We start from the raw sequence: 13688 nt of genomic DNA, 5'->3' as shown, positions 1-13688 counted from the left end.
TGCGTACGCAATCATTCAAAGGAAGGAGGAAAAACAATGACTAGAAATCGAATCGTCCGTAATATCCTCATCTCGCGTCAACCGAAAGATGAGTACGTCAAGTACGTGATGAAGTGCGTGAGTCAGAGTTTAAAAGAACGTCACGGTCCTGTGGCGACCCGCGCGACGAGACAAGGGGATGACATTCAGACGAGATGGCAGTTCGAAGACCGTGTCGTAGAGGTGACGTTGAAATCGGAAGTCCTCGCCTCGCTGGACACGGAGCCGTTCGCACTAGATGAAGTGTTCATCCAGGCGTTGCAGTTAAACGATGAAGAGATGGATCGAGTTGTAGAATGAAAGAGGCAGATGGTTCATGGGAACCATCTGCCTCTTTTTATATATTGATTGGTTTGGATGTTGACGTGAAGAGTCGCAATGCGAGAATGCCTAAAATCAGCGTATACATGAAGAAGTAAACCTCTTTCGGAAGCGACAACCAATAGGCGCCGATCATCGGTCCTGAAATCGAGCCGATACTGAATGAGATGCTATACAGCATGTTGCCAGTCGGGAGGAGGGAGCGAGGGAGCACCTCTGTCATGTGTGCTAGACCAAGTGAATACGTCGACCCTAACCCTGCGCCGGCAAGAGCGAACAGCACGAGTAGACCGACATAGTGATCGACGACAAGATTCGCTAAAGCGAAGACGAGTGTACCGAACGCCAGAACGATTTGCAAAATTCGTTTCTTCCCATACAAGTCAGCGAGTCGACCGAGAGGGAGTTGGACGACGATCGACATGACGATGAACGTCGTAATCAGTGTACTCGTCTCTGTCAGGCTCATCCCGTTACGCGACGTAAAGATTGGGAAGTTGGCATTCAAGCTCGCTTCCAGGAATCCGTATGTAAACGCAGGGAGAAGCGTGTATCCCGCACCGACTAGAATCAACCGGATGCGTCCCTTCGAATCCGTCTTCACTTTCTCGATTTCAGGGAACTCATTCTCGACTTTAAAGACGAGCATCAATGAGGCAAGACAGAAAAAGACGATAATCAAAAACGGTAACCAAAACCATAGATCGACAAGTGGTGCAAGTAAAGGTCCGACGGCGAAACCTAGACTGAACGACATCCCATAATACGCCATCGCGCGACCGAGACTGCGCTTATCCGTAGAAGATGTCACCCACACTTGTGAACCATAGTGGAGGGCAGAGTCACCGAATCCGATGAAGAAGCGCATCATCGCCCACACGAGTAAAGACGGCCAGATGGGCAAAGCGAAAGTCGCGAATGCGGTTAACACAATGCCTAAGACGATTGTTGGACGAAATCCGTACTTTCGGACGAAGCGCTCAAGGAGCGGTGCAGAAACGATTACCCCGACATAGAGCATCGTTGCATTCAATCCGTTCACCCAAGCAGGTGCTCCGTCACGTTCAATCAACGTGGACAGAAGGGGAATGAGCGCACCTTGAATCAAGCCGGATATAAAGACAATCAATAGTAAAATCATAAAACGAAAGCGGAGCATGGATTCACCTCATGAAGTCAAAGTAAAAAGCCGAGAAAGTTCTCAGCTTTTCGTGTCGTCAATCGGTTGTGGAGAGTGATTCAAGTGAAGCAATTCATCATCCCAACTGCCTTGACTAAACATTTCATCATGCTCTACTTTGTCTGAAACGAATGCGGCTGTCAATAAGATGCTGAGCACACCACCAAAAATAATAATGGCCATTACAGTGATCATGAATACATAAATCGCTGTCATCTATATACACCTCGATTCAGTTAATATACAGAACATTTCCCGAATCGAAATAATTAAAACGAAGTAGCTTTACGAGATTGGAAATCGACCTTCGGATAATAAGCTTGCTTGACGAGTGCGTTTGGTCCAAGGCATTTCACAGCGGGACAATGACAAGAAAGCGTAGCGTTCAATTGACTGTTCGTCCATGTATCGTACGCTTCTTGGAAGGACGTGTCGTATACCGTACCGAGTGTACCGAGCTCGTCACCAAAATCCGTCACAATAATCTGACCATCAAAGATGTTCGTGTTAAGGCGTGAACGGCCGTCCGGATCGTTTCGGACCGTCACGTTTTTCGATTCATGAAGTCGTTTCAATAAAGCGCGATCTTCCGGCAAATCAGAACATGCGTAGAATGGTAACGTGCCGAACAACATCCAGACGTTCTCGTCACGGACATCGAGCAAGTCGTGAATGGCTTGTCGTGTATCCGCGAGCGATGCCGATTCGAGGGCGCTAGCCCAGTCTGCGGGGTACATTGGGTGAACCTCATGCCTTTGGCAACCGAGCGATACAATTTCTTCATGGATTTCTTTCAAATGAGGAATCGTTCGTTTGTTAATCATCGTTTCTGCCGACACAATGACGCCTTCGGCCGTGAGCGCGCGTGCGTTATCTTTCATCGTTTGGAGCATTTTTAACCGGGCCTCTTCACTCGGTTTCCGGTCCATCATCGCGAATCCACCTTCAAGGAAATCGGCATCGGTGCCCCAGTTATGCGAAATGTGCAAAACGTCCAAGTAAGGGGTAATAAGATGATAGCGAGATAACGGTAACGTCAAGTTCGAGTTGATTTGCGTACGTGCTCCACGTTCTTTTGCATAACGTAACAGCGGGACGACATAGTTGCGAACCGATTTCATCGATAACATCGGCTCGCCACCTGTGATGGAGAAAGCGCGTAAATGTTCGATTTCATCTAACCGTTGAATCAACAGCTCGAGCGGCACTTCCGGTTCTTCCGTTTGGTCGAGCATATAACCGACCGCACAGTGCTCGCAGCGCATGTTACACAATTTTGTTGTGGTTACTTCGACGTTGGATAAGACGAGTCGACCATGTTCGACTTGGTCGAGATAGGCTTCCCAAGGGTCGAAGGTTGGGGAGATGTTTTGCATGTGGATTCCACCTTTTCATCAAGTTACACGAAATAGTATGCTATAATAGCAACTCTTTGTCACGAACCAAAGGAGCGATTACAAGATGGGTAAATCACGTACAGATACCGCCGGAAAGATGAACGTCCTAAAATCGAGAACGGAATTGCTATGTCTATCGGTCAATACGCTAGATGAGCATACGACACCTGAAGATTTACATCGCCTGTTAGCCGACATTGATTCGTTGCGCGCCAAAGTTGTGCGTTACGCCAAAGACCTAGAACAATCGTCTCGAAAGGATGAATCAGATTGAAATTAATTACAGGAGATTTTAAAGATGTCACAGTCGAACGACTTGGCATCAATGGAGAAGGCATTGCGACAATCAATCGCATGGTTATCTTCATTCCGAACTTATTGCCGGGAGAACGAGCAAAAGTTGAAATCACGCGTGTCGAAAAAAACTACGCGGAGGCACGTGTCGTCAAACGCGATAATGACTCAAAAGATCGCGTTAAAGCACCTTGTCCGATTTACGATGAGTGTGGTGGATGTCAAATCCAACATATGAGTTCACGTCTGCAGATGGAGTATAAGGAAGAAATCGTTCGAAATGCTTTCCGTCAAAAGACAAAACTCAACGTGGACAAATCGGATATCCGTCCGACAATCGGTATGGATGATCCGTGGTATTACCGCAATAAATCACAGTTCCCGCTCGGTACACGCCGTGGGGAAATCGTGTCCGGTCTTTACAAGCCGAATTCGAACCATCTCGTACCAATCGAGCACTGTATGGTTCAACAACGTGACACGACAAACATCAACAATGCGATTGTCCGTATTTTAAACGAACTCGACATTCCCGTCTACGATGCACGTCGTGACACAGGTTATGCTCGGACGGTCGTCGTTCGCTCAGGTTACAAAACGAATGATGTACAAGTCGTTTTGGTCGTCGGACATGAAGATGTTCCGGATTTAGATGAATTAAGTGACCGAATCATGGAATTGCCAAACGTCGTCTCATTCCATATCAACATCAACGCGAATCGTTCAGGTGTGATTTTTGGTTATCGGACGGTTCATATCGCAGGACAAGAGAAGATGGATGAACAACTTGATGATGTGCATTATCATCTATCACCACGTGCATTCTTCCAATTGAATCCGGCACAAACTGAAAAAATGTATCGTGAAGTCGTTGAAGCGGCAGGGCTAACAGGTGAAGAACGTGTCATCGATGCCTATGCAGGTGTCGGTTCAATCGGTCTTTGGTTGGCACCTTATGCAAAAGAAATTCGCGGGATGGAAGTCGTACCGGAAGCGGTCGAAGATGCGAATGATCATATGCGTGAAAATGGCTATAACCATGTCACGTATGTCGAAGGACGTGCCGAGCACTGGATCCCACGTTGGGTGAAAGATGGCTGGATTCCAGATGTCGTGGTCGTCGATCCGCCACGAACAGGGATGGATCATCAATTAATCAACTCGATTATTTCATCGAAGACGAAACGAATCGTTTACGTATCATGTAACCCGCAAACGCTCGCGCGAGATGCCGATCAGTTGATGAAAGCGGGATACAAGGTCAATTACGTGCAACCGTATGATATGTTCCCGCAGACGTCTCACGTTGAATCGGTCGTCGTGTTCGAGAAAAAGAAAAAGAAAAAATATTGACGAGTCCGTGAAAACACTTGATGAGTAAGCGTTTTCACGTTATAGTTCAGATGTCAGACTTCTTCTCAAATTTAGAAGTGGAGGAACATCCAATGATTTCACAAGAACGCGTACAAGAACTCGTGCATAAAGCCATTGAAGCGCGCAAACGCGCCTATACACCGTATTCAAAATTTAACGTCGGAGCCGTCGTCATCGATGCATCTGGTAAAGAGATTACGGGATGTAACGTAGAGAACGCTTCGTACGGACTTTCGATGTGTGCCGAACGGACAGCCATCTTTAAAGCTGTCTCGGAAGGTAGTGACTCGATTGAGACGGTCGTTGTTGTCGGCGATACAGAAGGTCCGATTTCACCGTGTGGAGCGTGCCGTCAAGTCATCGCCGAATTCGCAGGAGAGGATTTTACCTTAATCCTTGCGAACTTGAACGGTGACACAAAAGTGATGACAAAAGAAGAAATGTTGCCTTACGGATTTTCACCGAAGGACTTAACGTAACAAGCTGCGGACGATTGTCCGCAGCTTGTTTATTCGTCTTTATATTTCTTTTCACTCGCCGATTCATTTTTGGAGTGACGTTTGTTCTTCTCATCCTTCACCCGTTCATTCAATTCCTCGACGGGAATCGGGTCGACGGTTTGCATGCCGTCCTCGTCAAAAATACTCTCTTTGTCCGTATCGACAGCGTCCGGGTTATCAAACGGACGTTTCGACGTAGGTCGTTTCTTTTCCATCCAATCGCCTCCTTCTCACTACAGATTCCACTCCTTGAAAAGTTGTAAACGTTTTCGGTTTGGGTTTTAAGATGATCAAATGGTGGAATGAAGATTTCATAGTGAAGGAGGGGACAGGATGGATCGTAAAGTATTGATGGGGATTGTACTCGGTGTCGCAGGCGCAGCACTCGTTGCACCTAAAGTGGCGGCACTGCTTTCGCAACGTGAGGAAGAAGACACGTGGCAGAAGATGGACGAGCGGGAGAGCGTCGATGCGGATCAGGATGAAGCGGAGCAAGGTCTCACGCAACTTGATTCGAGTCACCGTGCCGAATGGCAAGCGAACGGATACCCGCAGACGCATGCAGAGCGAGAGCGACTCGAACAAGAGTCGGTCGATCAATATAAAGGGAAAGACATTTAAAAGGCAGCCGCGAGGCTGCCTTTTTACATATCGAACGCTTCTTCTGGTAAGAGAGGTAAGCCGACCGTAACCGTCGTCCCTTGCCCAACTTCTGAGCTGAAGTGAAGCGATCCTTCATGTCGTTCGATAATATGCTTCGCGATGGCGAGCCCGAGACCGGTGCCGCCATCTTTTCGTGTCCGTGATTTATTGACACGATAGAAACGCTCCGTCAATTTATCCAGATCTTCTTTCGGGATACCTCGACCTTCATCGCGTATTTCTGTGATCGCATAGTTTGTCTCGGCGAATGTCTTCACATAAATCGTTTTGCCCGCCTCGGTGTAGCGGAGTGCATTATCGAGAAGGTTACCGATGACTTGTTCGAGTCGGTCATGGTCGCCAAGAATGATCAAGTCGAAGTCTAAATCGGATTCGATTGTCACTCCTTTTGCCCGGGCAATCGGTTCGAGTCGATAAAGGACATCTTCAAGCACTTGCGAATACACGACGGGTTCTTTTGTCATCGGATACGAATCGCGCTCTAGCTGTGCGAGGTCGAGTAAGTCCGTGACGAGACGTTGAAGACGATTCGTCTCGTTTTCGATGATGTCGTAATATTGCGCCCGTGTTTTTTCATCCAACGTGTCATCTTGAAGCATCTCCGTGTACCCACGAATGTAGGAAAGTGGGGTACGGAGTTCGTGACTGACGTTCGCGAGAAACTCTTTTCGCTGTTCTTCGACGAGTCCGAGTGACTCCGCCATCGAGTTGAGGGTATCCGCCAACTCGCCGATCTCATCATCATACACGATTGGGATGCGGTGTGAGAAATCGCCTTGCGCATACACTTGTGAGGCACGCTTCATCTGGATGAGCGGCTGAATGATCGTATCGATGATCTGTTTACCGAATAGGAGCAAGTTCACAATCATGAGGACGAGTAAGAACGTGATCATGAGCCGAATCGGTTGGAACGGTTCGCTGATTTTACTGAGTTCCATATAGAGGATGAGCGCATTATCGAGTTCCCCGTCACGTATGAGCGGGAAAGCGGTCATTAATATATCGACGTCCTCGGTCGGATGCTTTCGCGTAACAGAAATGGCATACCCGTCTTGGAGACGTTCGAGGTCTTGTTGCCGTAGGAACGTCTTACCGGAGCCGAGTGTATCTTCTCGAACAGAGGAAAGGAACACTTTCGTTTCGGTCAGTTCGTTCGTATACGTCATACTGTCAGCGAACGCGTCAGAGAAACCGTCGGCCTTATAGATTGTGACGAGTTTCTCTCCGCGGTTGATGAGCAGTTCTTCTTGCGTTTGGATATAGAATTTGTCGTACAAATAGAACGTCATGATCAGAAACACGAACGCTGAGAAGAGGCTGGCTGTCCAGATGGTAATCCAAATCCGCTTCCGGATCGTGTATCGCTTCATCCGTTTGCCTCAAATTTATATCCGATGCCCCAAACAGTTTGAATGTAACCGCCAGCCTCCCCGAGTTTCAGACGTAGCGTCTTAATGTGCGTGTCGACCGTGCGAAGGTTACCGTGATATTCGGTTCCCCAAATTTGATCGAGCAACTGTTCACGAGAGAACACTTTTTCGTCGTTCGTGATGAACAGGTAGAGTAAGTCAAACTCTTTTCGTGTCAGGTTGACGGTTTTCCCTTTCACGCTGACGGCGCGACCTTCGATATCGATGGAGAGAATGCCGACATCAAACGTCGCTTCTTGTTCTTTTGAAAAACTGTGTGTGCGACGGAGTGTCGCTTCGATACGAGCAAGTAACTCGCGCGGGCTAAACGGCTTCGTGATGTAGTCGTCAGCCCCGATTTTTAGACCGTGTATGCGGTCGAGTTCTTCAGAGCGTGCCGTCAACAGAATGATTGGAACGTTCGAGAACTCACGGATACGCATGCAAGCCGTCAATCCATCGAGTTCCGGCATCATCACGTCGAGTAAGACGAGATGGAACGTTTCTTCTTTTAAGCGTTCAATCGCTTCAAGACCGTTTGAGGCGGTGACCGTCTCATACCCTTCTTTTTCTAAATTTGATACAAGTAAATCTCGCATTTGTTCTTCGTCATCAGTTACGAGGATACGAAACATTGATTCTGACATATGCCATTCTCCTTTACGAAACGGTTAACGAGAGTTGTGATGAATCCCTCATACCTTTATCATACCTATCTCTTCGAATTAGAACAGATTTATTCGGCTCCGACAAGTTACCTCCATCAAATCCACACAAAAACGCCACAAAAAAGCCAATTCTTTGACAGAATTGGCTCATGCTTCGAGTTGTGCCTCGTAAGGGACTTCGTATTCCGGGATGTGAAGAGCGTGCAAGTAAAGTTGGAAGCTCGACTTGGATACTTCGTATAATACATATTCCACATCACCTTGGTTGATCTCAGCGAGCAGTTCAGAACGAAGCTCATTCGCGCAAAATGCGTACGGGAGTTTCTCTGCTGCAGCAATCGATCGTTCATTCGACTTACGAATCTTTAAGAACACACTTTCAATATCAAGCTCGAAGAACAGTTCTGAGAAGAACGCCTCTTTCGCAACTTGATTATAACCTTTGCCGTGATACGGCTTGCCAAGCCACGTGCCGAGGAATCCATAGCCGGATTCGACATCGAACAAGCTGATCGTCCCAATCGGGGTGCCATACTCGTTCGTGATGGTACGTGAGATGATATTTCCTTGCTCCTCTAGCTCGATGATTTGCTTCGTGCTAAATAAAAACTCGTCAAAGTGGACCGTCTTTTGACGGACATACGGAAAGACATCTGGGTGTTGCATCAGTTCGAACAACTCCGCGCAGTCGGTGAGCTCACGAAATTTGAGCACCTTTACATTCCTCCTCCTATTTCAGACCGCTGAAGAATAGTCGTAACGAAAGCATACTTCTGGCTTCGCTGTTCGAACCGCCTTGGCTGCTTTATGAAGTTACAAGATAATTTTATATAGTATTTTTAAAAAAGCAAGTAAATTATGCGTAAAATGCTTATGAAAAATAATGAAAATTATTCGACCTCATGATGCGTTTCCGCACGGTCTGTTTTATAGACAACTTCACCATTAACAATCGTCATAATCGGCTTCGCTAAATAGTCGAGCGGGAAGTGATTCCAAAGCACGAGATCGGCGTCTTTTCCGACTTCTAGTGAGCCGATGCGGTCGTCAACACCGAGTGATTCAGCAGGGTTGATGGTGATCCCTCGTAGCGCAATATCGACAGGTAACCCTTCACGTGCAGCAAGACCAGCACATAAATTTAAATACTGCACCGGCGTGTACGGATGATCGGTCGTGATGGAAACAATCATGTCATGCTCATGGAGTATGCGATACGTTTCCCACGTCTTATTTTGAAGTTCGATTTTCGACTTTCGCGTAAAGGTCGGTCCGACGGTGACATGTTTCACACCGAGCTCTTGTAACTTTTCTGCGACGAGGTGACCTTCCGTACAATGTTCGATGCGGTAGTCGAGGTCGAACTCTTTTGCAAAACGGACGACCGAAAGAATATCGTCTGCACGGTGCGCATGCACGCGAATCGGCATGTCGCGGTCTAGGGCGAGTTGGATCATCTGACTCCCGAACGTGCCGATCGTCTTCGTTGAACCGACCGTACGAAATGCTTCACGGAGCAAGCCCATGATTCCCATCCGCGTCAGGTCGCCCGTTTTCCCCATACTATGAATTCGTTTCGGGTTTTCGCCGAGTGCCATCTTCAACCCCGCATGACGGCGGACAATCATATCATCAATATAGCGGCCGTGCGTTTTGATGACACTTGTCACACCACCGATGACGTTCATACTCCCGGGCATAACCTGGACAGCGGTCACGCCAGCCATCAATGCTTCCTGGAACCCTTCATCGAGTGGGTAGACACCGTCGATGGCACGAGCATGAGGCGTCATCGCTTCGACCGTTTCGTTGGCGTCGTTCCCAACAGAGCCTGTCCCCTCGTCATATAAACCAAGGTGAGTATGCGCATCGATAAAACCAGGGAATAAAAAGTTTCCTTCTGCTTCGATGACATTCTCGCCATCCATCGGTTCGAGCAATTCGGCCATTTCGACAATCTTTCCATCACGGACACGGACGTCTCCGTAAAAATGGGGGGCGGTAATCGGATAAATATGGGCGTTTCGAATAAGTAAGTGACTCACGATTCATTCTCCTTAAGCATCTTGTAATAGGTTTTTTAATGCGGGTTCTAATGTGTCATATCGGAAATCAAAGCCATGTTGGAGCGCTTTGGTCGGTACGACTTTTGCTCCTTCTAAAACGATGACACTCTTTTCACCGAGTGCGAGTTTCATCATTGGGGCGGGTGCCGGGATCCAGTGAGGACGATGCATCACCTTCGCGATCGTCTTCCCGAACTCATTCATCGTCACCGGTGAAGGGGCGGTTCCGTTTACAGGACCTTCGATTGTATCCGTTTCGATGATATGCACGAACAACCGCACGAGATCATCTAAATGAATCCATGGAACCCACTGCTTTCCGGATCCGATTTTACCACCGACTCCGAATTGATAGGGGAGTTTCATTAATGGGAACGCACCGCCATCATTGGATAAGACGACGCCTGTACGCATTGTCACGAGACGAACGCCCAAATCGCGAATCGGTTCAGCTTCTTGTTCCCAGAGGACACAAACATTCCCGAGGAAATTGGTTCGTGTCGGTAATGGGGTTTCTTCTGAATACGTGATGGAACGGTCTTCCCCGTATATGCCGATTGCCGAGCCGCTGATGACGACTTGAGGTTTATGTTTTAACTGTTGAATGATCCGGACGACTTCCTTTGTCCCTTCGATTCGACTTTGGAGGATGGCTTGCTTCTGTTTATGGGTCCAGCGTCCGTCGTTGATGGACGCGCCTGCCAAATGGATGAATGCGTCTGTTCCTTCGAGTTCTTCTTCTGGCTTGCTAGTTGGCGTTAGCCATTCGATGAACGACACCCCGCGATGGCGGGGACGTGGATGTCTTGTCAAGACGACGACTTGGTGACCGGCGTCAGCCAGTGCGCGGACGAGCGGTTGACCGATCAACCCGGTTCCACCGGTGATTGCGATTTTCATGAAATTCCCTCCGATATCATGTGTTGTTTCTAAAATGGGTATAAGTCAGTATATCCAGATGAATACCCTTTCTTCTAACTTATCAAAAATCCTTTCCGATTCCTGAACGTGATATGTTAGAAACATGAAATGGAGGGGAGTCGTTGTGAAAATTGCGAAGTTCACGACCCAACAAAAGAATAAAGATCGATTGAACGTCTTCATCGAACGCGAAGGGAAAGAAGAGTTCGCATTCGCCATCGATGTTGACGTGTTCATCAAGTACGGGCTCACAAAAGGGATGGAGCTCGAAGACGACTTTGTGCAGGATGTGCTCGAGGCGGAAGAGGCACAGAAAGCCTATAAACTAGCCGTCAATTATTTATCGTACCGAATGCGTGCGATTTCAGAGGTGCAGGACTATCTCATGAAGAAGGAGTTAAGCGAAACTGCCATCAAACATGCCATCACGCGACTGAAAGAGCAGCGTTACTTGAATGATGCGGAATTTGCGAAAGCTTATGTCCAAACCAAATTCAATACGAGTCCAAGTGGACCGATCAAAATCAAACGTGAGCTCGAACAGCTCCGCATTCCACCGGACGTTGTTGAATCCGTATTAGCATCAATCACACACGAAGAACTCGTCGAAAAGGCTGGAAAGTTCGTAAAAAGGAAACAAATGGAAACAAATCGTCGTTCTGCCACAGAAGTGCAACAAAGAATTCAACAAACCCTGATGCAAAGGGGGTTTACCTTTGATATTATTTCAGAGGCGATTCAAACTTTTTGGGAAGAAGAGGACGAAGATGTCGAGATTGCGGCATGTCTGAAGCAGGCTGAAAAGTTGAATCGGAAATTCAGCGGGTATGATGCGTTCGAGCGCAAGCAGCGCATGAAGATGCAGCTTCGGCGCAAAGGATTTCCGTATGATGTGATTGAGCGTACGTTAGAGAGACTCGTTGAAGAAGAATCGTGATGGGACATCTGTTTACGGTAGGGGAAAACACGAAAAGGTGGGTCTACATTGACGATTTTAGAATGGATTACAGCACTGACGCCGATTGTGGCCGTGCTCATCTTATTGGTAATTATGCGTTTACCTGCATCAGTAGCCATGCCCTTGTCACTCGTGACGACGGCGATTTTAGCGTTCTTCGTCTGGCAATTGGATGCGACTCGGATTATGGCGGCGACACTGCAAGGTCTCGTTATTGCCGTGACGACTGTATGGATTGTCTATGGTGCCATTGGGATGATGAATACGATGAAAGAAGGGGGCGGAATGAATGCGATTCGCTCTGGATTCGTCAACATCACACCCGATCCGCGTATTCAAGTCCTGATTGTCGGTTGGTTGTTCGTTTCATTCATTGAAGGGGCTTCAGGGTTTGGTACACCGGCGACGGTTGCGGCACCGCTTTTAATCGCCCTCGGTTTTCCGCCGATTGCTGCTGTCGTGATCGCACTGTCTGCGGACGTATCAGCTGTCACGTTTGGAGCGGTCGGGACACCAGCGCTCATCGGGATCGGGAATGGTCTTTCGCTAGACGTGAACCAACCGGAGTCAATTGCCTTTTTGACGGAAGTCGTCTTGCAAACCGTATTGATTGATATGGTCGTCGGTCTATTCATCCCATTCATTTTAATTTTGATGCTGACACGCTTCTTCAGTAAGGAGAAGTCAATCAAACCAGCCCTCGAAGTATTTCCGATTGCAATCGTGGCCGCGCTGTTATATAGCGTACCAGCTTACATTTGGACGCTCGTCCTCGGATTTGAATTTGGAGGAATGCTCGGTGGACTAACGGGTCTCGTCATTCTCGTAGCCATGGCGCGTAAAGGAATTCTCATGCCGAAACGCGTATGGACATTCGATGGATATATGGACGAATTGGAACCATCCACTGAAAAAGTAACGTTAACATCGAACAAGCGTGAACTACCGCAGTGGAAAGCGTGGGCGCCTTATCTCATCTTGACGATATTCTTAGTCCTCACCCGTACGGTTCCGTTTTTGAATGAACTATCTCGGAGCGTTCGGATCAACCTGCCGAACATTTTGGGCGTAGAAGGAATCTCGACGTCTTGGGAGCCGTTCTACTCACCGGGCTTCATGTTCATCTTGACGATGATTGCAACATTCTTCCTGCACAACATGAGCTGGTCACAAGTGACGTCGGTCTTTAAAGCGACGACGTTTGGGATCGTCGGGACAGTCATCACGTTAGCGGCCTCTGTTCCGATGGTCCGTATTTTCATCCACTCTGAAAATGGGGGAGCTGGACTTGCATCGATGCCGGTCGAACTTGCGACGGCAGCTGCTGACACGTTCGGTGGGGTATGGCCGCTCGTCGCACCGTGGATTGGGGCCCTCGGTGCCTTTGTCTCGGGGTCGGCGACCTTCTCGAATATGATGTTTTCAAGTTTGACAACGAACGTAGCCGAATCGGTCGGACTCGATAATACGCTCGCCTTATCGATGCAGATGGCAGGGGCGAACGCGGGGAACATGATCTGTGTGTTGAACGTCGTAGCGGTTGCTTCTGTTGCGGGACTGCTCGGTAAAGAAGGGACTATCATTCGATACACGCTCATGCCGATGATTTATTACGTCACGGCAACAGGGGTCATTGGTCTCATTTTGGGCATGTTTTTCTTAAACTAAATCAAGTTACAATTTTTTTACAAAATAATATTGACAATTTTCAGAACAGTCTGCTAAGGTTTGAGTAGATTTTAAAACTACGAAACGAGAGGAGCCAGAATGATGAACAACATTGCACTCACAAACACACTCAAAACATCATATGGCTACTCGTATTTAACTGCGTGACTTTGGCAGCTGGATAGGGGTAGTGTCCTTTCCCTGACCATGCAAAAGATTGAAGACTA

Annotated in this window: 16 protein-coding genes; 7 read left to right on the top strand and 9 right to left on the bottom strand. The window is 47.8% G+C overall.

Going from position 1 to position 13688, the window contains the following annotated elements; translation table 11 throughout:
• Window positions 1–36 precede the first annotated feature (36 nt).
• The gene (locus LCM29_RS12780) at window positions 37–339 is read left to right on the top strand and encodes a hypothetical protein (protein ID WP_214696351.1); all 303 of its coding nucleotides are present in this window, start codon (window positions 37–39) and stop codon (window positions 337–339) included.
• Between the two features lie 37 nt (window positions 340–376).
• On the opposite strand, the gene LCM29_RS12775 is transcribed toward LCM29_RS12780, so the two are convergent.
• The 3 genes from LCM29_RS12775 to yfkAB are packed head-to-tail and all read right to left on the bottom strand — an operon-like array spanning window position 377 to window position 2916.
• Window positions 377–1519 carry an MFS transporter gene (locus tag LCM29_RS12775; RefSeq protein ID WP_224863250.1) on the bottom strand — a complete coding sequence of 381 codons (1143 nt, stop codon included), beginning with the start codon at window positions 1517–1519 and terminating at the stop codon, window positions 377–379.
• Between the two features lie 42 nt (window positions 1520–1561).
• Window positions 1562–1756, bottom strand: coding sequence for a hypothetical protein (locus LCM29_RS12770; RefSeq protein WP_214785678.1), 195 nt, complete (start codon window positions 1754–1756; stop codon window positions 1562–1564).
• Between the two features lie 53 nt (window positions 1757–1809).
• Window positions 1810–2916 (bottom strand): radical SAM/CxCxxxxC motif protein YfkAB, encoded by a 1107-nt coding sequence (gene yfkAB, locus LCM29_RS12765; protein ID WP_224863248.1) that lies wholly within the window; start codon window positions 2914–2916, stop codon window positions 1810–1812.
• A gap of 85 nt (window positions 2917–3001) precedes the next feature.
• Between yfkAB and LCM29_RS12760 the strand changes: the two genes are divergently transcribed.
• From LCM29_RS12760 to LCM29_RS12750, 3 genes are read left to right on the top strand one after another with little or no spacing between them, the layout of a single operon-like run.
• Window positions 3002–3211, top strand: a complete 210-nt coding sequence (locus LCM29_RS12760; protein WP_015880867.1) for a hypothetical protein — start codon at window positions 3002–3004, stop codon at window positions 3209–3211.
• The gene (rlmD, locus tag LCM29_RS12755; protein WP_074033090.1) at window positions 3208–4584 is read left to right on the top strand and encodes a 23S rRNA (uracil(1939)-C(5))-methyltransferase RlmD; all 1377 of its coding nucleotides are present in this window, start codon (window positions 3208–3210) and stop codon (window positions 4582–4584) included. The genes LCM29_RS12760 and rlmD overlap by 4 nt, the downstream gene beginning before the upstream one ends.
• A 50-nt stretch (window positions 4585–4634) precedes the next feature.
• Complete coding sequence (locus LCM29_RS12750) at window positions 4635–5084, top strand: cytidine deaminase (protein WP_214747524.1); 450 nt, start codon at window positions 4635–4637, stop codon at window positions 5082–5084.
• A 29-nt stretch (window positions 5085–5113) separates the two neighbouring features.
• Here LCM29_RS12750 and LCM29_RS12745 read toward each other — a convergent pair whose 3' ends face one another.
• Window positions 5114–5320 carry a hypothetical protein gene (locus tag LCM29_RS12745; protein ID WP_214785675.1) on the bottom strand — a complete coding sequence of 69 codons (207 nt, stop codon included), beginning with the start codon at window positions 5318–5320 and terminating at the stop codon, window positions 5114–5116.
• Between the two features lie 118 nt (window positions 5321–5438).
• On the opposite strand from LCM29_RS12745, the gene LCM29_RS12740 reads away from it, so the two are divergent.
• The gene (locus LCM29_RS12740) at window positions 5439–5726 is read left to right on the top strand and encodes a hypothetical protein (RefSeq protein ID WP_214696335.1); all 288 of its coding nucleotides are present in this window, start codon (window positions 5439–5441) and stop codon (window positions 5724–5726) included.
• A gap of 23 nt (window positions 5727–5749) precedes the next feature.
• Here LCM29_RS12740 and LCM29_RS12735 read toward each other — a convergent pair whose 3' ends face one another.
• From LCM29_RS12735 to LCM29_RS12715, 5 genes are all read right to left on the bottom strand, one after another.
• Entirely contained in the window at window positions 5750–7141 is a 1392-nt protein-coding gene (locus LCM29_RS12735) for a sensor histidine kinase (protein ID WP_214747166.1), read from the bottom strand.
• Window positions 7138–7827, bottom strand: coding sequence for a response regulator transcription factor (locus LCM29_RS12730; RefSeq protein WP_015880873.1), 690 nt, complete (start codon window positions 7825–7827; stop codon window positions 7138–7140). The genes LCM29_RS12735 and LCM29_RS12730 overlap by 4 nt, the downstream gene beginning before the upstream one ends.
• 168 nt (window positions 7828–7995) lie before the next feature.
• Window positions 7996–8562: a GNAT family N-acetyltransferase gene (locus LCM29_RS12725; RefSeq protein ID WP_074033096.1), complete on the bottom strand. Its 567-nt coding sequence runs from the start codon at window positions 8560–8562 to the stop codon at window positions 7996–7998.
• 176 nt (window positions 8563–8738) lie between these two features.
• The gene (locus LCM29_RS12720) at window positions 8739–9893 is read right to left on the bottom strand and encodes an amidohydrolase (RefSeq protein ID WP_214785674.1); all 1155 of its coding nucleotides are present in this window, start codon (window positions 9891–9893) and stop codon (window positions 8739–8741) included.
• 12 nt (window positions 9894–9905) lie between these two features.
• On the bottom strand, window positions 9906–10814 hold the full coding sequence (locus LCM29_RS12715) for a TIGR01777 family oxidoreductase (protein ID WP_224863245.1): 909 nt from the start codon (window positions 10812–10814) through the stop codon (window positions 9906–9908).
• Window positions 10815–10959: 145 nt separating this feature from the next.
• Here LCM29_RS12715 and recX point away from each other — a divergent pair, with 145 nt between their 5' ends.
• Both recX and LCM29_RS12705 read left to right on the top strand, forming a co-directional pair.
• On the top strand, window positions 10960–11772 hold the full coding sequence (gene recX, locus LCM29_RS12710; RefSeq protein ID WP_224863243.1) for a recombination regulator RecX: 813 nt from the start codon (window positions 10960–10962) through the stop codon (window positions 11770–11772).
• Between the two features lie 48 nt (window positions 11773–11820).
• Complete coding sequence (locus tag LCM29_RS12705; RefSeq protein ID WP_224863241.1) at window positions 11821–13461, top strand: L-lactate permease; 1641 nt, start codon at window positions 11821–11823, stop codon at window positions 13459–13461.
• Window positions 13462–13688: the final 227 nt, after the last annotated feature.

This window comes from Exiguobacterium aestuarii (assembly GCF_020171655.1).
GTDB lineage: Bacteria > Bacillota > Bacilli > Exiguobacteriales > Exiguobacteriaceae > Exiguobacterium > Exiguobacterium aestuarii_A.
This window is presented reverse-complemented; position numbering and strand designations above follow the sequence as displayed.

Bases quoted from the DNA above. Each gene is read 5' to 3' on its own strand.
- LCM29_RS12780 (WP_214696351.1), top strand. From the start codon at position 37: ATGACTAGAAATCGAATCGTCCGTAATATCCTCATCTCGCGTCAACCG.
- LCM29_RS12775 (WP_224863250.1), bottom strand. From the start codon at position 1,519: ATGCTCCGCTTTCGTTTTATGATTTTACTATTGATTGTCTTTATATCC.
- LCM29_RS12770 (WP_214785678.1), bottom strand. From the start codon at position 1,756: ATGACAGCGATTTATGTATTCATGATCACTGTAATGGCCATTATTATT.
- yfkAB (WP_224863248.1), bottom strand. From the start codon at position 2,916: ATGCAAAACATCTCCCCAACCTTCGACCCTTGGGAAGCCTATCTCGAC.
- LCM29_RS12760 (WP_015880867.1), top strand. From the start codon at position 3,002: ATGGGTAAATCACGTACAGATACCGCCGGAAAGATGAACGTCCTAAAA.
- LCM29_RS12750 (WP_214747524.1), top strand. From the start codon at position 4,635: ATGTCAGACTTCTTCTCAAATTTAGAAGTGGAGGAACATCCAATGATT.
- LCM29_RS12745 (WP_214785675.1), bottom strand. From the start codon at position 5,320: ATGGAAAAGAAACGACCTACGTCGAAACGTCCGTTTGATAACCCGGAC.
- LCM29_RS12740 (WP_214696335.1), top strand. From the start codon at position 5,439: ATGGATCGTAAAGTATTGATGGGGATTGTACTCGGTGTCGCAGGCGCA.
- LCM29_RS12735 (WP_214747166.1), bottom strand. From the start codon at position 7,141: ATGAAGCGATACACGATCCGGAAGCGGATTTGGATTACCATCTGGACA.
- LCM29_RS12730 (WP_015880873.1), bottom strand. From the start codon at position 7,827: ATGTCAGAATCAATGTTTCGTATCCTCGTAACTGATGACGAAGAACAA.
- LCM29_RS12715 (WP_224863245.1), bottom strand. From the start codon at position 10,814: ATGAAAATCGCAATCACCGGTGGAACCGGGTTGATCGGTCAACCGCTC.